This is a genomic window from Aminithiophilus ramosus (assembly GCF_018069705.1).
Lineage (GTDB): Bacteria > Synergistota > Synergistia > Synergistales > Aminithiophilaceae > Aminithiophilus > Aminithiophilus ramosus.
This window is the reverse complement of the sequence record NZ_CP072943.1, coordinates 1,567,768-1,584,988: the sequence shown is the minus strand read 5'-3', so window position 1 is coordinate 1,584,988 and position 17,221 is coordinate 1,567,768. Positions and strand designations below refer to the sequence as shown.

Below are 17,221 nucleotides of genomic sequence, written 5' to 3'. Positions count from 1 at the left end.
TGTGAACCGACGGCTTGTCCCCTCCCTGGGCGTCTTCTGGCTGCGGATTTTTCTCCCTCAGGCGACGAGCCTGAAAGACAGGCGCCGCATCGTCCGCTCCCTCATCGATAAGACGCGGAGGCAGAACGTTTCCGTTGCCGATGTGGGGCCGCTCGGGAGCCACACCGAGGCCTGCCTCCTCTTTGCCGTTGCCGGATCTTCGATCGAATCGGCGTCGCGGTTCATTGATTCACTGGAACGACAGATCTGTCGTCTGGAAGAACAGGCTTTTTTCGAAATCCGGGAAAGCAGACGGGAGGTCGAAGTCTATGGCGACTTTTCGGATTGAAAGAATCAACAAAGAGCTTCTTCGCGTCATCAATGACCTTCTGCATAAGGATATCAAGAATGAAACGGCTCGGGAGGCCATCCTCACCGAAGTCACTTGTTCCAAAGACCTGGGCCACGCGAAAATCTATTTCATCACGCTTGATCCCGAAAGAAGAACGATCGTCCAGGGCGCTTTGACTAACGTCGCCGGGCAGATTCGGAGCCATCTCGGCAAGGTCTTGCGTCTGAGGGTCATCCCCGAGTTGCATTTTCTCGTGGATTTTGCAGAGGAAAAGGCCCGCAAGATGGATTGTCTTCTCGATTCCATTCATAAAGATGGGAGGACGCCTGTTGACGAAGAGTCTGCCCATTGAGTGGGGAGAGGCACAGGCCCTTCTGACCGAAGCGGAGCGTTGGGGCATCGTCGTCCACGAAAAACCCGACGGCGATGCCCTGGGTTCCGGCGCCGCTCTCGCCGGCCTGGGCCGCAAACTGGGGAAAAGAGTTCTCTGGGGAGGCGCCGATCGCTTTCCGGCAGGTTACCGCTTCCTGCCGGAAAGCGATGGCTACCGCCTCATCGTCGACGGTCACGAGCTTTTTCGGACCGTCGATCTTGTCGTTTGTCTCGACACGAGCAATCGGGACAGATCCATCTCCGCGATGGAAGAGCGCCCCTCCGGTCTTCCCCTGCTGGTCATCGACCATCATCGCGACAACGAACGCTTCGGCGACGTCAACATCGTCTACCCCGAGGCATCGAGCACGGCCGAGCTCATCTGGGATCTGGCCCTGCAGTCGGGATGGCCGCTGGGAAAAGAGGAGGCCCTTGCCCTCTATACAGGTCTTGTTACCGACTGCGGTCGGTTTTCCTTCTCTTCGACGACACCCTTCAGCCATCTTATGGCGGCAGATCTGATAGAAAGGGGCCTCCGCCCCGACGAGGTCAGTCGTCTCATTTACAACAACCGATCCCTCGCGGCCCTGCATCTCTGGGGACGAGTCTTTTCCCGCGCTCTTGCCGTGGCTGACGGAAAAGCTCTGATCTCCTGGGTCGCCCTGGACGATTTTTCCGAGACGGGAGCGACGGCCGACGAAACGGAAGGACTCGTCAACGAACTGATGTCCCTTCAGGGGGTTACCTTCGCTGCTCTGCTCACGGAACAGCCTCAGCTGACGCGAATCAGCCTTCGATCCTGTGGTCCCGTCGCGGCGGGCGACCTGGCTCGGCGCTGGTCCGGAGGCGGTCACCGCCAGGCGGCCGGCTGTCGCCTGGAGATGCCTTTGTCGGAGGCCCGGCAGATCGTGATCCGGGAGATAGAGGCCCTCTATGAATGAGGGCCTGCTCCTGATCGATAAGGATCGCGGTCGGAGAAGCACAAGTTGCGTCTCGATCGTCCGGTCCATTTTGGGCAAAAAAACCCGCGTCGGTCATGCCGGCACGCTCGATTCACCGGCTTCGGGACTCCTTCTGCTGCTCGTCGGTCCTTTCACTCGGGCCAGCGGCTACGCCATGGCTCTTCCCAAACGCTACGTCGTCCGCATTCAGCTTGGCGTCGAGACCGACACCTGTGACGGAGAGGGAACGGTTCTCGCCCGCCTTCCCTGGGATCATGTCTCCGAGGAGGCCTTCGACAGAGAGCTTCTCCCCTTTCTCGGTTACCGACTCCAGACTCCTCCGCGCATTTCCGCCGTCCACGTCCAGGGGAAAAGAGCTCACGCGTTGGCCCGCCAGGGCGAGGATTTTCAGATCGAACCGAGGCCGATCTGGATCGGAGACGTTCGCCGGGTTTCCCCCCTCCGTCCGGAAGGTACCGTCGACCTCGAAGTCGATTGCCACCAGGGAACCTACGTGCGAAGCCTCGTCCGCGATCTGGGCTATCGCCTTCGATGTGGGGCGACGGTCGTCGATTTGCGTCGGATCGGCCTGGGCGATCTTTCCGAGGCCGAGGCCATCTGCGGCTCTCATCTGAGAGACCTATCGGCGGAGCAACTCGCCGCCTTCTTTCTGCCCCCCGATCGGCTCTGTTCTCATTTCACGACCTACCGTTGCCAGGAACGAACCGCCGCGGCTCTTGCCCACGGCAATGCGGTGCCTCTCGCAGAGGGGCGAAGGCTTCATTACGGCGTCGTACCTTCGGAGCGCTTTCTCTGTTTCCGCGGGGAATCGCTCCTCAGCTTCGGCTCCCTCGAAAAAGAAAGAGGGTATTTTCAGCCGCGAGCCAACATCTTTCTTGGGAGGAAATAAGTTGATCCTCACCCTCGGAGCTTTCGACGGGTTTCATCGGGGCCATCAGAAACTGTTGGAAAAGGCCGCGTCACTTGCCGAAGACGAGGCAAGATGGGCCGTCGTGACCTTTTCTCCCCATCCTCAGATGGTCCTTTCCCCCTCGCCGCGTCCCGCCCTCTTCAGCGAAAGCGAACGTGATCTCATCGCCCGCTTTCTGCGAATTCCCAATCTGATCAAGATCGATTTCACTCGATGGCTGGCAGAGCTGGCCCCTGAGGCTTTCATGGACTTTCTGGCCAAAAACATCGATGTCTCGGGCCTCGTCGTCGGCGACGATTTCCGCTACGGCCAGTCGAGGAAAGGCGATGTGGTTCAGCTGACCGAGAGCTGTCGCCGTCGCCGTTGGCGTGTGGCCGTTCTACCCCAGCTCGTTCTCGACGGCCAGTCTGTCAGCAGCACTCTTCTGCGCCAGAAGATCGCCGGCGGCGACGTCGTCGCCGCTTCGGAACTGCTCGGCTACCCCTTTTTCGCCGTCGGTGTCGTCGTTCCCGGCGACCGCAGGGGCAGAACCTTGGGCTTCCCGACGGCGAACCTTTCCCTTCCGCAGGGGAAGATCTTCCCGGAGCGCGGCGTCTACGCGACGGCGGCCCTCGTCGGGGAGGAGTGGAGGCCGGGAGCGCTGAACGTCGGCTTCAATCCCACCTTCGAGGGGCGACGATCCCTTCGCTTCGAGGTGCACTTTCCCGGCTTCAACGGAGACCTTTACGGACAGAGTCTTCCCGTTTTTATCCTGAAGAGGCTGCGCGAGGAGATGCGCTTCGGTTGTCCCGAAGAGTTGGCCGCTCAAATGGGGCGCGATGTCGGCAAGGTCCTCGAAGCCTGGGAGCGTTACAGACCGACTGCCCAGGAGCCCCTGCGGCGCTGGAAATCTCTCCTCTCACGGTATGTCTAGGGAACCGCTACCGCCGAAGGGAGCCCTATTCCTCGCGACGGTCGTTGCCCTATCAGGTTGGCCGTGATACTATATCTACCGTCGTGCGGGCCCGTAGCTCAGCTGGATAGAGCGACGGCCTCCTAAGCCGTAGGTCTCCGGTTCAAATCCGGACGGGTCCGCCATAACGTTTCAGGAGAGGTGCCCGCAGGGGCTTCTTTTTATGTGTTTCGCCGGGAATTCCACATTGATACATCAGTATATCGCGCCTCCATTTGGTATTATTGAAGACAGAGCAAGGAGAGGGGAGTGGTCCGACCGTGAGATCCTTGTCGTTGTGGCTCGTCGTGGCCCTTCTGTCCTTCCTTTACCTCTTTTGCGCCCCTGTCTCCGTTCTGGAAATCGCTCCTTCTGGGGGTACTTTCCTGCGGCAAATAGCTCCCGTCGGACAACCCTTCGTCCTTCGCTATATTCACTCCGTCGAATTGACACCCGTCGAGGACGAGTATTCCGTTTCGGATGGGACCTTCTGGCAGTGGGAAGAACGTGTCCGCTCCCACAACGCCGGATTGCCTCTCGAGGCATCAAAGACGGGGAAATTCCTTGCCGGAAAAGATTGGTTCCGTTTTCGGGGAGGAAGGCAGTCTTTCAACGTCCTCTTCCTCCGCGTCGGCGACGGGGAGCGGGGGCGCAACGAATTGGACCTTGTCGGATCGGGCCGGTGGGAGCTGTTTAAACAATTTCCGGGGCAACGGCTTGAGATCCGCGTGACGGAAAGCTCCTTCGCCGATCAGCTGATTGGAAGACTTTAAGCGCCTGCGGGCTCTTGCCTGAGGTGTTTGAGACAAATTGATGAAAAAGGGAGGGGTTCGCTTGGCGGATCAGGACAAAGACAAGGTAAACGGTCCCGTCTTGGAAGAGGCGGCAATTGACCTGGACGATTTGCGTCGGCAGTTCGACACGGAGGCGCGCTATCGCGATCTCGTAGGATGGCAGGGGCTGCTGGTGACGGCCGTCGCCGTGGCGCTCTCGCTGTTCCACTTCTACACGGCTGGTTTCGGTCTCCTTCTGGCCATCAAGCAGAGGGCTTTCCATCTCGGCGTCGTTCTTTTCCTCGTCTTCGTTCTCTACCCCATGTCGAACAAATCCTCCAGGAACAAGACGCCCTGGTATGATTTCGTTCTCGGCGCGGCCGCCGCTTACGGCTGTTTTTACCTCATCATCCATTTTCAGACGCTGCTCTTGCGCTCCGGTCTGCCGACACAGGTCGATGTCATCATGGGATTCGTCACCGTCGGACTCCTTCTCGAGGCGACGCGGCGCGTTTCCAGTCCCGTCCTGCCTGTCATCGCCATCTGCTTCCTCCTTTACTGCTATTTCGGCCGCTCCTTTCCCTCTCTCTTCCAACATCGAGGTTTCAGTGTTCTGCGGATCGTTAACCACATGTACCTCGGAACTGAAGGCGTCTTCGGCATTCCTATCGAAGTCTCCTCGACGTTCGTCTTCATGTTCATCCTTTTCGGCTCCGTCCTGGAACAGACGGGGATGGGGCGCTTCATCATCGACCTCGCCATGGCCCTCGCCGGCGGCGCTACGGGGGGACCGGCCAAGGTCGCCGTCCTCAGCTCCGGCCTCATGGGATCCATCTCCGGTTCCTCCGTGGCCAACGTCTGCACGACGGGCATGTTCACCATTCCGCTCATGAAAAGCGTGGGATACAAACCCTACTTCGCCGGCGCCGTCGAGGCCGTCGCCTCCACGGGCGGCCAGATCATGCCTCCTGTCATGGGCGCAGCGGCGTTCATCATGGCTCAGTTTATGGGGGTCCCCTATCTCCAGGTTGCCGCGGCGGCCATCGTTCCGGCTCTGCTCTACTACTTCGCCGTTCTCGTTCAGGTTCACCTCGAGGCGACCCGTCTGGGCCTGAAAGGGCTTCCCCGAAATCAGCTTCCCAAGATGGGACCTCTGATGAAGGCGAGGGGCCACCTTCTCCTGCCTCTTTTCGGGATCATCTATTTCCTCGTGGCAGGGTACACGCCTCTCAAGGCGGCCTTTAACGGCATATTGATCACCGTCGTCGTCTCCTACGTCAACAGACAGACGATGCTGACGCCCAAAAAGATGCTCATCGCCCTCGAGAGCGGGGCGAAAGGGGCCCTCGGGGTGGCCTGCGCCTGTGCCACCGTCGGCATCATCGTCGGCACGGCGACGTTGACGGGGCTGGGGCTCCGCATCGCCAGCGCCATCGTAGCCATCGCTCACGGAATGCTGTTGCCCACACTTCTTCTGACGATGGTCACCTGCATTCTCCTCGGAGCGGGATTGCCGACGACGGCCAACTTCATCGTCACCAGCACCATGGCCGCTCCGGCGCTCTTCGAGCTCGGCGTGCCGCCCATGGCGGCCTATATGTTCGTCCTCTATTTCGGCATCGCCGCCGACCTCAGTCCTCCCGTCGCTCTGGCGGCCTACGCCGGGGCGGGCATCGCCGGAGACGATCCCATGAAGACGGGCATGACGGCCGTCAAGCTGGCCCTGGCCGGTTTCATCGTTCCCTACATCTACGTCTTCAATCCCATGCTTGTCCTCGTCGACGCGACGCCGGTCGCCTTCTCCATGGCCGTTCTAACGGCCTGTCTGGGTGTTTTCCTCCTGGGAATGTCCACGATCGGCCACTATAAAGTCAAATTGCCTCTTTATCTGCGAGGTCTGGCCCTCGTCGGAGCTCTGGGGCTGCTCATTCCCGGCACGTTAACGGACGTCACGGGTGCCTCGATCATGGTGTTGATCCATGTCCTGCAGGTGGCTCGAGCTAAGAGGGAAAGGGCCCGGTAGGTCCAACGGGGGAAACCCTCTCCCCGGCTGCATGATGGCCGAAGCTGTACTATAATTGGCTCTGTCCTGCGCCGCCCCCGGTCGCACGATCGGGGGCGGCGCTGTACCCGCCAAGGCTGTTAAAGGAGGCAGACTCGTGATGGAGTATAAAGAGACCCTGAACCTTCCCAAGACGGAGTTCCCCATGAGGGCCAACTTGGCCAAGAGGGAACCGGCCATGCTGGAATACTGGAACCGCTCCGATATCTATGGCAAACTGATGGAACGGCCCGCCGAGAAAGGAACCTTCGTCCTCCACGACGGTCCTCCCTACGCCAACAGCAACATCCATATCGGAACGGCCTTCAACAAAGTCCTCAAAGACTTCATCCCCAAATACCGATGGATGAAAGGATACCGCGCTCCTTATGTTCCCGGCTGGGATACCCACGGCCTGCCCATCGAATTGCGCGTCCTCAAAGATGAAAATCTCAATCAGGATGACCTCGGTCCTGTCGAGCTGCGACGGCGCTGTCAGGCCTATGCCGAAAAATACCTCGACGTCCAGCGCAGCGAGTTTATGCGTCTCGGTGTCCTTGGCGACTGGTTCCGTCCTTACGTGACCTACGAAGCCTCTTATGAGGCGGCTCAGATCGGCGCTTTTGCCGATATGGTCGAAAGGGGACTGGTTTACAAGGGCCACAAGCCTGTCTTCTGGTGCATCGACTGTCAGACCGCCCTGGCCGCTGCTGAAATCGAGTACGAAGACGAGAGTTCCCCCTCCATCTACGTCGCCTACCCCCTTGCCGGAACAGCCTCTCTGTCGCCGAAACTGGCCGAAGGCGTCCATGTCCTCATCTGGACGACAACGCCCTGGACATTGCCTGCCAGTATGGCCGTTGCCCTCCATGCAGATTACCGTTACGGGTTCTACCGCATGGGGGAGAAAATCTGTCTTATGGCCTGTGATCTCGCCTCCCAGGTCGCCGAAGTGACAAAGGAAAATCTCGGTGAACCTCTCCATGTCTGTCCTGGACGAGATCTGGAGGGCCTCGTAGCGCGTCATCCTTTTTACGAAGAGCGTTCGATCCCCCTTGTCCTGGCCGATTACGTCACTCTCGATTCGGGTACGGGATGCGTGCATACCGCTCCGGGCCACGGCGTCGAGGACTTCGAAACGGGAATTCGTTACAATATCGATATCTATAACCCCGTCGATGACAAAGGTTACTTCCTGTCCGAAACCGCTCTTGTGGGGGGCCTCTCCCTGAAAGAGGGAGAACAGAAAATCCTCGCGACGTTGATGGCCAACGGTCGCCTTCTCGGGTCGGCGAAGATCCTCCACTCCTACCCCCACTGCTGGCGATGCAAAAAACCTGTCATCTTCAGGGCCACTGAGCAGTGGTTTGTATCCGTCGACGCTTTCAGGGAACAGACTCTATCCATCATCGATAACGAGGTCCAGTGGGTGCCCGAGTGGGGACATGACCGAATCGCCAACATGGTTCGCGATCGGTCGGACTGGTGCATCAGCCGTCAGCGGACCTGGGGCGTCCCCATTCCCGCCTTTTATTGCGAGAAGTGCGGCGAGCTCATCCTGACCTCGGACCGCATTCGGCGCGTTCAGGCCGCTGTCGCCACAGGGGGAGCCGACATCTGGTGGACGGCCTCGCCACAGGAGCTTCTGGGCGATTTGGCCTCCTGTCCTCACTGCGGCGGCACGGAGCTGCGCAAGGAGCGGGACATCATGGATGTCTGGTTCGACTCCGGCGTCAGCCACCTGGCCGTCTTGGAGACTCGGCCCGAACTGCACTGGCCCGCTGACCTCTACCTGGAGGGAAGCGACCAACATCGGGGCTGGTTTCAGACCTCCCTGCTGACGTCTGTCGCCACCCGCGGCAAGGCTCCTTACAAGGCCGTCCTGACTCACGGTTTCATCGTCGACGGAGAAGGAAAGAAAATGTCCAAGTCCATCGGCAACGTCGTCGCTCCCCGTGAAGTTGTCGACAAATATGGGGCCGACATCCTGCGCCTCTGGGTGGCCTCGACGGACTACCGCAACGATATCCGCATCTCGGAGACGATCATCCGCAATCTCACCGAGTCCTACCGCCGCATCCGCAACACGGCCCGCTATCTTCTGGGCAATCTCTACGACTTCGACCCGGCCTGCGATAGCCTGCCTCTCGACGAGATGGAGGAGATGGATCGCTGGATTCTGTCGAAGCTCCAGGCCGTGATCGAAAAGGCGACGCATGGTTATGACGAGTATGAGTTCCATGTGCCCACCTTCGCCGTTCACCAGTTTTGCGTCAACGAGCTGAGTGCCTTTTACCTCGATGTGAGCAAGGATCGGCTCTACGCGGAGGGAGCCCTTTCCCCGGCGCGGCGCAGCGGTCAGACCGCCATGTGGAAGATTCTTTCCGCCCTTGTACGTATCTTGGCGCCTGTCCTGAGCTTTACGGCCGAAGAGATCTGGCAGGAGATGAAGCGTGTCGACAGGACACTTCCAGAAAGCGTCTTCCTCGCCCTCTGGCCGGAGGGATCCGAAGAACGGTCGTTGGAGCTTGAGGCGAAGTGGGAGAAAATTCTGGGCCTCAGGGGGGCCTTTTCGCGGGCTTTGGAAAAATTCCGCTCGACGGGTAAAATAGGCCAGTCGCTGGAGGCCTGTCTCTCCGTCTCGAGCGGCACCCTCGCCCCGGAAATTCCGGATCTGCTCACGGAGGAAGAGTGGGCGACGGTAGCGATCGTCTCCCAGTTCCGTTGGTCCGACACGCTGGCAGGTGATATCCTCGTCGATGAGGAGACAGGCCTGAACGTAGCCGTATCGCCGGCTCAGGGAGCCAAATGTCCTCGCTGCTGGAAATTCGACATCCATGCCGGTCCAGAACAGCCCTGTCCTCGCTGCGCTGCCGTGCTGAGAGAGGCCGGCCTCTCGTAAAGGAGAAACCGGACGGAGCGCCTTCAGATAAGGGCCTCCGTCCGGCCCGTTTTGGAGGTTCCGCCATGGGAAACAACCGCTTTTGTGACGACGACAGCGTCCCCGACGAGGCCTCGGCTCTCGCCGAGGTCCTTTGTGTAGGCGACGACACGACAGGGGAGCGTCTTGATCTCTTCCTTTCCGTATCGCTGGGGGTGACGCGCAGTTTCGCAAAAAAACTGATCGAGATGGGGCAGGTCCGTCCCCTTGGGACCGGCGGCAAGGCCAAGGCCGGTTACCGGACGAGAGAGGGGGAGCGTTACGAAATCATCGTTCCTCCTCCACAGGCCCTGGAAATCGAGCCGGAGGCCGTCGATTTCGATGTCCTCTATGAGGACGGCGATATCCTCGTCATCGACAAGCCAGCCGGCCTTGTCGTCCACCCCGCTCCGGGCCACTGGCGGGGGACCCTCGTCCACGGACTTCTCTGGCGCTATCCCGATATTGGAGTCTCCAACGGCGTCGTCCGTCCCGGCATCGTCCACAGGCTGGACAGAACCACTTCGGGTTTGATGGTCGTGACGCGCAACGTCCGGGCCCAGGCCGGACTCATCGACGCTTTCCGGAACAGAGAGGTCGATAAGCGTTACCTGGCCCTCGTCAAAGGCACCGCTCCGGTGGAAGGGTATATTGAGGCCCCCATCGGCAGGGATGAGAGAAATCGGCTCAGGATGGCCGTCACGTCCGATGGCCGGGAAGCGTCGACCACCTTCAACCGACTCTGGGCCAGAAAGTCCTGTTCCCTGTTGACCTGCAAAATTCACACGGGAAGAACCCATCAGATCCGCGTCCACCTGCGCCACATCGGCTGTCCTCTCGTGGGAGATACTCTCTACGGCGGAGGCCGCCGGGACCCGCTCCCTCTCGATCGCGTTTTTCTCCACTCCTGGAAACTTTCCTTCCTTCATCCTCTGACGGGACAACTTCTGGCGTTCCGAGCGCCTCTTCCGACCGAACTCACTCGCTATCTTCAAGCACTTGCCGCCAGAGACGGGGCGACACCTTGATCGAGGAAAAGTCGCGATAGGTTACGTTGGCCGGACCGCTTCCGGAGATGTGGCGGACATGTTTGCGCTCCGTGTAGTCGACGGTAACGGTCTCATCCTGAGAGGCTCGGCAGTAGTGGGCCGCCAGAGAGGAGGCGGCGACAAAGGCTTTGTCGGGAATTTCCTCGGCGGGGCACTTGAGTATGACGTGAGCTCCGGGGATATTGCGGGCATGAAACCAAATGTCGTTGCCCGAAGCCTGTTCGAAGGTGACGTACCGATTGCCCTTGGCCGTAAGACCGACCAAAAGACGGCAATCGTCGATGTCGAAAGAGAGGTGAGAGGGAACCGCCTTTTTCCTCTTTTTTGACGACGTTCGGGGTGCCAGCTCCTCTCGGAGAAGAAGAAGGGCGGCCAGATCGGCCCGCTCCAGGATGGCCAGCTGCTCCTCCGTTTCGTTGAAGGTCGTCGTCAACCTCTCGATCTCCGCCTCGACGCCGACGGAATGGTCCAGGGCCTTTCGGTAGCGTCTGAAGTAGGCCTGGCCGTTTTCGATAGCCGTTCTATCGGGGTCCAGGAGGACGTGAATCCTTTCGTCACGTCCCTCCGGGTGGGGGAGATCCGCCTCCGCGGTTCTGGGCGCGACGAGATGAGCAAAGGCGTAGAGGGCCTCGCCTCGGAGCCTCTCCTCCGACGCGGTCTCTTTCCTGCGAAGTCTTTCCTGAAAGCCCTGAAGGCGCTGCGTCGTCCGCCATCGCTCCTCGAGGAGCACTTTCTCGAGGAGCTTGACGATTTTTCGGCCTTTCTTTTCCGTCAGGGCATCAACGACGATGAGGCGCGAGGCCTCGAGGGGCGTCCCCGGCACAGCTGTCATTTCGGGCAGTGCCTCGGAGAGGGCCGTCAGATAGGAACCTGTCCTCTGGCAGATGAACCGGTCTGATCCGTAAAGAGAGGCCAGCATGGGGAGAAGTTCTCCCGTGTTCACCGCCTCCTTCTCAATAAGAAGGGAGAGCTTCCGGAGAAGAGGGCGTCCCAGCCCCCTGGCCGAGGGCAACAGGTTCGCGTCCTCCACCTTTTCCAGATCGATACCGGAAAAGGGAGGGGGAGGGGTGTAGGGGAGACCGGGCAGAAGCGTTCGGTAACGGTTGGCCTCCGGGTGGACGTGATGGCTGATCTCGATGATTTTCCCGTCGCCGTCGGCGAGAATGAGATTGCTGAAGCGATCGGCCGACTCAAGGATGAGACGGTAGATATTCGACGCCTCACCTCCTATCCGTCGGCGGAAGCGCAAATCGAGAACGCGATCTCTGTTGATCTGCGTGGCATCGATCAGCTCGGAGGTCACCAGGTGACGCTTCAGGCTGGCGACGATGGGAGGCGTCGTCATGGCCAGATGCACGAGAGGTGCGATCTCACTTCCTCTGGCCAGGCAACAGCCGTAGCAGTCGAAATCCCAGGAAAGAAAAAGCCAAGGATGTCCTTTCCCGCATCCCAGCGCAACCCAGCTGTCCCCTCCTTCCACTTTCTGGATCCTGTGGCGATTTTCCTGTGAGTTCAGCTCTTTGGTCCAACTGAGGACCAGCTCCGGTCCGTGGCTCATGAACATCAACCTCTCGGGAAACGTTCGGGCCCTCTTTCCTGACCGATGAGAGGGCGTGCTTGACAAGGCTCCGAGGCCTGTCTAGAATGGTCGTCGTTTCAAGTGATGTGCTCGGGAGAGTGGCGGCTCTACGGCCAAGCTCTCGGGAAGAGAAGTGCAAAGATGGCGACACGACGGGGCTGTAGCGCAGAGGGAGCGCGATTCCTTCGCAAGGAATAGGTCGGGGGTTCGAGTCCCCCCAGCTCCACCATTGATCCTTTGACCGCCGAGGGCGTTTTAGGCCCCTCGGCGGCCTTTTTTCTTCACGATGGTTTGACAGTGACAGGCGACGGCAGATTCAGACATAGGCCTCGCGAAGCATCTCCGCCACGGACGAATCGATCTGCTCCCGACGTTTGATGGCGTCGAATCGGTCGAGCAGGTCGCCCGGGCGGAGGCGCTTTTTTTCTGCGCCCGAAATATCGGCGACGATCCGTCCCCTGTGCATCATGATGAGGCGGTCGCCGAGATTCACGGCCTGTTGCATGGAGTGTGTCACCATCAGGGTCGTGAGCTTGCCCTCCCGCACGAGGCTATCGGTGACGCCTATAACCATTTCGGCCGCACGGGGATCGAGGGCCGCCGTGTGCTCGTCGAGCAGGAGGAGCATGGGGCGGCGTAACGTGGCCATGAGCAGCGTCAGGGCCTGTCTCTGGCCTCCGGAGAGGGAGCCGATCTCGTTGTCCAGTCGGTTTTCGAGTCCCATGCCCAGACAGCGTACGCGGTCGGCCAGTTCGTCTCGTGAACGAAGGGAGGCGTTCATGCGTAACGTGCGGCGCAGACCTCTCCGTTTGGCCAGGGCCAGATTCTCTCCCACGGACATATTCGGGGCCGTGCCGCTGAAGGGATTCTGGAAGACACGCCCGATGAGCGCTGCACGACGGTGTTCGGACCATCGGGTAATCTCCTGTCCCGCCAGAAAAATTTGGCCTTCGTCGACGAGGACGCTTCCCGAGAGGGCGTTCTGCAACGTCGATTTTCCCGAGCCGTTGGTGCCGATGACCACCACAAACGAACCTTCTTTCACCCGCAGACTCAGACCCTGAAGTGCCCGGACTTCATTCTCCGTATCGGCATGGAAGGTCTTGACGACTCCCTGGACATCAAGCATGGCGCCTCGCCCCCCCCTTCTTCAGATAAAGGACCATGTTGGGCAAAATCAACGTGACGAGGACGAAAAGAGCCGTGATAATCTTGAGGTCGTTCGGGTTGAGTCCCCATCGAAGGGCAATGGATACGAGCAACCGAAACAGGACGGAGCCCATGATCGTCCCGGCCAAAGCGACGCCGAGAGAACGGCTTCGGACCAGGGCCTGGCCCATGATGACGCTTGCCAGCCCCAGGACGAGGGTGCCCACGCCCATCTGAACGTCGGCGAAGCCCTGATACTGGGCCAAAAGGGAACCGGTAAGGGCGGAGAAGCCTCCGGCGAGCATGAGGCTGAAAAGGAGCATGTTGGGAGCGCTCACGCCCTGTGCCAAAGCCGATTGTCCATTGTCACCCGAGGCCCGCAGGGCAATGCCGAAATCGGTCAGAAAAAAGAGGCGAAGCAGGATACCGAAAAGACAGGCGACCAAAAGTGCCCCTGCGAGCATGGCCAGGTCGCCGATGGGCACCTCCCATATCGAAAGGGACATCGTCTCCAGCCCCGTCAGTTTCCGGGCCGCCGTTCCGGCCACGTCGACGACGGTCGTCGCCCGGGAAAGGGAGACATTACTTCCTCCCATGATCCTCAAGTTGACGGAATAAAGACCGGTCATGACGAGAATCCCCGACAGAAGGTTGTTGATGTGCAGCCGGGTGTGCAGCAAGCCGGTGACGCCCCCAGCCAACATGCCGGAAACCGTGGCCGCAGACATTGCAACCACGGGTGATGCGCCGCGGACCATGAGGACCGCTGCCGTCGCCGCACCCAGCGTGAGGATGCTGTCTGTGGCCAAGTCGGCGAAACCGAAGATGCGGAAGGTGAGGAAGACTCCGAGAGCCATCAATGCCAGGATGGAACCCATCGTGAGGGCCCCGATGAGAAGGCTCATGCGTTTCCTCCTTCGGACGGTTTCTCCGTCTTCAGGGATCCGGCCCAGAGGGCGCCGCTCAAGAACGTACTCTCCCCGGCCCCGGAAATGGGTCTTCTGTCATGAAGCAGATGGAGCAGCCCGATGGGGTCAAGAGCATCGAAAAGCTTTGACAGCAACGAGGGAAGCTCCACTGGGCCCTGAGGAATGGCTTTGAAGGGAAAGACGGCACCGTGGAAATGCCCTCTGAGATTGTCGTCGTCACCCAGGGAGCGCACCTGGGGTGCCAGTTGGCCCGGATCGCCCAGGATCGCCACGCCCGCCACGACGGCCAGGTGGCGATCGTAGCGTTTTTCTGGCCAGAAAGCCAGATGGTCACGCAGGCCAGGAAGGGAGAAAAAGTCCTCTTCGGCGGCCGTCTTCGCGACAGGACTGCCCGCCTCTCCCGGCAGGCGGTTCAGGCTTGCGCCCACAAGGCCGGACGTCTCCCCCACGAGAGCCATTGCGACGGCGTTTCCTCCTGTCGCTTCCAACGCACTTCGCGCCAGGTGCGACAGGCGAAGTCCCGGCAGAGGCTCGGAAAACCTCAGGCAGCACGAGGGCTCACCTCGCATGACGAGCCCCGACGAGAAGTGCACGGAGGGGACGAAATCCCCCGATCGTGCCATGAAATCGGGCACCTGACCGTCGCCGGGAGGCAACATGAGAGCGAACCCCTCCATGGCGAGGATCTCGCCGTGAGCGGAGGAGGAACGTTCGAAAGATCCTACCCCCAGCCCCCATGAACCGGCCCCGAAGGGACAGGCTTTTTCCGTTGTCGCAAGTTCGATCTGAAACCCTCTCGATGAAGCGAGATCGTAGCGCTTGAGAGTCTCGCTGGAAGGGACAGACGAAACCTTCGCGGGATCACAGAACAGGGTCTCCATGCCGACCATGGCCAGAATCTCCCTGACGAATTCCGACGACTGACAGATGGAGAGCTCCCCTCCGAGCGCGAGGAGCGTCTTTCTGTAATGCAGAAGAGTCCTGATGCCGGCTGAGCTCAGAAAAAGCACCTCGCCCATGTCGAGCGTGATGTGATAGGCCCCTCGGCGCAGATCCTCCTCCAATTCATCCTCCAGTGTCCGGCAGTGCCCCGCATCCAAGCGGCCTTGGAGTACCAGGAGCAGAACGTTTTTCCCCTCTTTGCGTTCAATGTGCACTGTCGGTCCTCTCCTCTCGTCCTTCGTCTGAAACGATCTGGGCCCCCTGCCGCAGGGACAGAGGGATGGTCAGGTTGTACCGCCGGGCGTTGGCCTCGTTGATCGTAACGATCGTTTTACTTATCGGAGCGAAGGGAAGATCTGCGGGCTTCTCCCCCTGGAGTATCCTCAGGGCAAGACGGCCCATGTCTTCTCCGCCGGCCCTGTAGTCACGTGCCACGGCCAGAACGGCACCGCCCTCGGTCGCCGTGGCCGAGTCGAAACCGAAAAGGGGGACTCGCGCCTCGAGGCAGGCCTTGGAAATGGGGGCGAAAGAGGAAAAGAAGAGATTCCCCGCCACTTGCAGCACGGCATCGACTCCCATGGACAGGAGGCTCCGTATGGCGTCGGACATTTCCATCGGCGTGGAGACCGGAACGGAAAGGCAGGAGATGCCCCGAGCGGCGAGCTCCTCCGTCAACCGCTCCAGGTTATAGACGCAGTTGGACTCCGACGGATTGACAAGGGTTCCGACGCGCTTCGCATCGGGCAGGCAGGCAAGCAGAGCCGCAACGCCTTCACCGTAGGCCGATGCCGAAGAGATTCCCGTCACGTTAGGGAGATGATCGGCATCGCTCCGTCCCGCCCCGGCAATGACGGGATTCGCCACGACGCCGAAAATGACCGGCACCTGACGCACTTTCTGTACGGCGGCCTGAAGCGTCGGTGTTGACGTCAGCAACAAAAGATCGGAATTCTGGCTCAAGGCATTGTCGATCATCGTCGAAAGGGTGGGCATGTCTCCCTGGGCGTTGGTAACGGAGAGGCTGTAATCCTTTCCCTCGACCCATCCCGCATCCTGCAGAACCTCGCGGAATCCGCGCAGGGTGTCCTCCGTGGGCGTCGAATCGACGTAGTTGAGAAAATGCAGTTTCCATCGCCGCGCCGAAGTGACGGGAAGAAAGGTTCCCGAGCGACGGGAAGAGACTGCTTGTGTCGCCTGTCCGCCAATGACCTCTGCGGCCTCGGCCTCCACGTCGGAGGGGATGATCCAGGTTTCCCTCAGGTTGGCCAGCACGTTTTTGTTCAGGGAGCATTTCAGGGGCATGACATTCTCAACGGGGATATCGGCAGGAGATAAACCCTCCAGGATGTCTGCCGTCAGATGTCCCTGGATACGTCCCACCTCGAAATAATCGGCCCCCAGGCCTATCAATGCCCCCTTCTCCGCATAGGGGGAGGCATAGCCGATCACGGGAATCCCCGCCCCGTTCGCGGCCCGGATCACCGAATCAAAGGCCGATTCGACCGTGTTGTCGCCTCCGATGATGAAGGCCTCTATTCCCTGCGAAGCCAGGGCAGAGGCAGCCTCATAGACGGCCGAAGAATTGTCGACCGTCACGCGGGAAAGCATGATTCCCCTCTTTTCGCACGTCTCTTTAGCCAGAGTGAAACAGGCCTGCGAGCATGCCTCCGAGGGATTCATGACCGTCCCGAGACGCTTGACCTCGGGGCGAAGCCTGGCTATCAACTCGATCGCCTCGCGGACAGGTTGGAACGTCCCCACTCCGGCGAGCCATGCGGGATGCTCTCTGTGATCGCTGTCGCTGATGCCCACGCCGGCGGCGTACGGATCGGTCACGGCTCCGAAAACGTGAGGAACTTTCCCTGCCTCGTTGGCCCTGGCCGTCACTTGCAGCATCGGTGTGCTGATGGAGAGAACCAGGTCATATTCGCCTCCACAGGCATTCTGAGCCACGCTCAGGGCCGTCGGCATATCACCCTCTGCAGAGAAGGGATGAAAAACGATACCCCGTTTCGCGTCGAATCCCCGTTCCGACAGCCCTGCCATCAGCCCCTCATGCGTCTCATCGTTGGTAACCGATGTCGCCCACTTGAGCACGGCCAGGTGAAGGATTTCGCCGGCCCTAACTTTCCCCTGCAGCGCCGCTGCGGGCTCCCCGTCTCGTGCCGAACGATTCCATGCTCTCCCCCTGTAATCGGAGACAAGCAGGAGGGCACTGGCCCCAAGGATGAGAACGATTCCAAGCAGGAGCTGTTTCATAGCCTTAAACACTTTACCCCTCCTAACGGACTGGAGCCTCTCCCCCTCATCTATGGTGGACCCCATTGTCAAGA

Annotated in this window: 14 protein-coding genes and 2 tRNA genes; 11 read left to right on the top strand and 5 right to left on the bottom strand. The window is 60.1% G+C overall.

Features of this window, described 5'->3' with window-relative positions:
• Position 1: 1 nt before the first annotated feature.
• The 10 genes from KAR29_RS07245 to KAR29_RS07200 all read left to right on the top strand — a co-directional run bounded on the left by KAR29_RS07245 (position 2) and on the right by KAR29_RS07200 (position 10,268).
• Complete coding sequence (locus KAR29_RS07245; protein WP_274372344.1) at positions 2-328, top strand: DUF503 domain-containing protein; 327 nt, start codon at positions 2-4, stop codon at positions 326-328.
• On the top strand, positions 309-683 hold the full coding sequence (gene rbfA / locus KAR29_RS07240) for a 30S ribosome-binding factor RbfA (protein ID WP_274372343.1): 375 nt from the start codon (positions 309-311) through the stop codon (positions 681-683). Before KAR29_RS07245 ends, rbfA begins: the two co-directional genes overlap by 20 nt.
• The gene (locus tag KAR29_RS07235) at positions 661-1,644 is read left to right on the top strand and encodes a DHH family phosphoesterase (RefSeq protein WP_274372342.1); all 984 of its coding nucleotides are present in this window, start codon (positions 661-663) and stop codon (positions 1,642-1,644) included. Before rbfA ends, KAR29_RS07235 begins: the two co-directional genes overlap by 23 nt.
• The gene (truB, locus tag KAR29_RS07230) at positions 1,637-2,554 is read left to right on the top strand and encodes a tRNA pseudouridine(55) synthase TruB (protein ID WP_274372341.1); all 918 of its coding nucleotides are present in this window, start codon (positions 1,637-1,639) and stop codon (positions 2,552-2,554) included. Before KAR29_RS07235 ends, truB begins: the two co-directional genes overlap by 8 nt.
• A gap of 1 nt (position 2,555) precedes the next feature.
• A complete protein-coding gene (gene ribF, locus KAR29_RS07225) occupies positions 2,556-3,488 on the top strand; it encodes a riboflavin biosynthesis protein RibF (RefSeq protein ID WP_274372340.1) in 933 nt (310 codons plus the stop codon).
• Positions 3,489-3,575: 87 nt separating this feature from the next.
• Positions 3,576-3,652 (top strand) — tRNA-Arg (locus tag KAR29_RS07220).
• Positions 3,653-3,787: 135 nt separating this feature from the next.
• A complete protein-coding gene (locus KAR29_RS07215) occupies positions 3,788-4,279 on the top strand; it encodes a DUF1850 domain-containing protein (protein WP_311135575.1) in 492 nt (163 codons plus the stop codon).
• A 40-nt stretch (positions 4,280-4,319) separates the two neighbouring features.
• Positions 4,320-6,302, top strand: a complete 1,983-nt coding sequence (locus tag KAR29_RS07210; RefSeq protein ID WP_407649465.1) for a TRAP transporter permease — start codon at positions 4,320-4,322, stop codon at positions 6,300-6,302.
• A 139-nt stretch (positions 6,303-6,441) separates the two neighbouring features.
• The gene (gene ileS / locus KAR29_RS07205; RefSeq protein WP_274374939.1) at positions 6,442-9,222 is read left to right on the top strand and encodes an isoleucine--tRNA ligase; all 2,781 of its coding nucleotides are present in this window, start codon (positions 6,442-6,444) and stop codon (positions 9,220-9,222) included.
• Between the two features lie 65 nt (positions 9,223-9,287).
• The gene (locus tag KAR29_RS07200) at positions 9,288-10,268 is read left to right on the top strand and encodes an RluA family pseudouridine synthase (RefSeq protein ID WP_274372338.1); all 981 of its coding nucleotides are present in this window, start codon (positions 9,288-9,290) and stop codon (positions 10,266-10,268) included.
• On the opposite strand, the gene KAR29_RS07195 is transcribed toward KAR29_RS07200, so the two are convergent.
• Positions 10,219-11,847: an NFACT family protein gene (locus KAR29_RS07195; protein ID WP_274372337.1), complete on the bottom strand. Its 1,629-nt coding sequence runs from the start codon at positions 11,845-11,847 to the stop codon at positions 10,219-10,221. The genes KAR29_RS07200 and KAR29_RS07195 overlap by 50 nt on opposite strands.
• 175 nt (positions 11,848-12,022) lie before the next feature.
• Here KAR29_RS07195 and KAR29_RS07190 point away from each other — a divergent pair.
• Positions 12,023-12,097: transfer RNA gene (locus KAR29_RS07190), tRNA-Ala, on the top strand.
• An 87-nt stretch (positions 12,098-12,184) separates the two neighbouring features.
• On the opposite strand, the gene KAR29_RS07185 is transcribed toward KAR29_RS07190, so the two are convergent.
• From KAR29_RS07185 to KAR29_RS07170, 4 genes are read right to left on the bottom strand one after another with little or no spacing between them, the layout of a single operon-like run.
• Positions 12,185-12,997 (bottom strand): ABC transporter ATP-binding protein, encoded by an 813-nt coding sequence (locus KAR29_RS07185; protein ID WP_274372336.1) that lies wholly within the window; start codon positions 12,995-12,997, stop codon positions 12,185-12,187.
• The gene (locus tag KAR29_RS07180) at positions 12,990-13,922 is read right to left on the bottom strand and encodes an ABC transporter permease (RefSeq protein WP_274372335.1); all 933 of its coding nucleotides are present in this window, start codon (positions 13,920-13,922) and stop codon (positions 12,990-12,992) included. Before KAR29_RS07180 ends, KAR29_RS07185 begins: the two co-directional genes overlap by 8 nt.
• The gene (locus tag KAR29_RS07175) at positions 13,919-15,103 is read right to left on the bottom strand and encodes an STAS domain-containing protein (RefSeq protein WP_274372334.1); all 1,185 of its coding nucleotides are present in this window, start codon (positions 15,101-15,103) and stop codon (positions 13,919-13,921) included. Before KAR29_RS07175 ends, KAR29_RS07180 begins: the two co-directional genes overlap by 4 nt.
• Complete coding sequence (locus KAR29_RS07170; protein ID WP_274372333.1) at positions 15,093-17,159, bottom strand: ABC transporter substrate-binding protein; 2,067 nt, start codon at positions 17,157-17,159, stop codon at positions 15,093-15,095. The genes KAR29_RS07175 and KAR29_RS07170 overlap by 11 nt, the downstream gene beginning before the upstream one ends.
• Positions 17,160-17,221: the final 62 nt, after the last annotated feature.

What these genes read in the sequence shown, in the direction of transcription:
- KAR29_RS07180 (WP_274372335.1), bottom strand. Translation starts at nt 13,922, where the DNA reads ATGAGCCTTCTCATCGGGGCCCTCACGATGGGTTCCATCCTGGCATTG.
- truB (WP_274372341.1), top strand. Translation starts at nt 1,637, where the DNA reads ATGAATGAGGGCCTGCTCCTGATCGATAAGGATCGCGGTCGGAGAAGC.
- KAR29_RS07185 (WP_274372336.1), bottom strand. Translation starts at nt 12,997, where the DNA reads ATGCTTGATGTCCAGGGAGTCGTCAAGACCTTCCATGCCGATACGGAG.
- ileS (WP_274374939.1), top strand. Translation starts at nt 6,442, where the DNA reads ATGGAGTATAAAGAGACCCTGAACCTTCCCAAGACGGAGTTCCCCATG.
- rbfA (WP_274372343.1), top strand. Translation starts at nt 309, where the DNA reads ATGGCGACTTTTCGGATTGAAAGAATCAACAAAGAGCTTCTTCGCGTC.
- KAR29_RS07210 (WP_407649465.1), top strand. Translation starts at nt 4,320, where the DNA reads ATGAAAAAGGGAGGGGTTCGCTTGGCGGATCAGGACAAAGACAAGGTA.
- KAR29_RS07195 (WP_274372337.1), bottom strand. Translation starts at nt 11,847, where the DNA reads ATGAGCCACGGACCGGAGCTGGTCCTCAGTTGGACCAAAGAGCTGAAC.
- KAR29_RS07200 (WP_274372338.1), top strand. Translation starts at nt 9,288, where the DNA reads ATGGGAAACAACCGCTTTTGTGACGACGACAGCGTCCCCGACGAGGCC.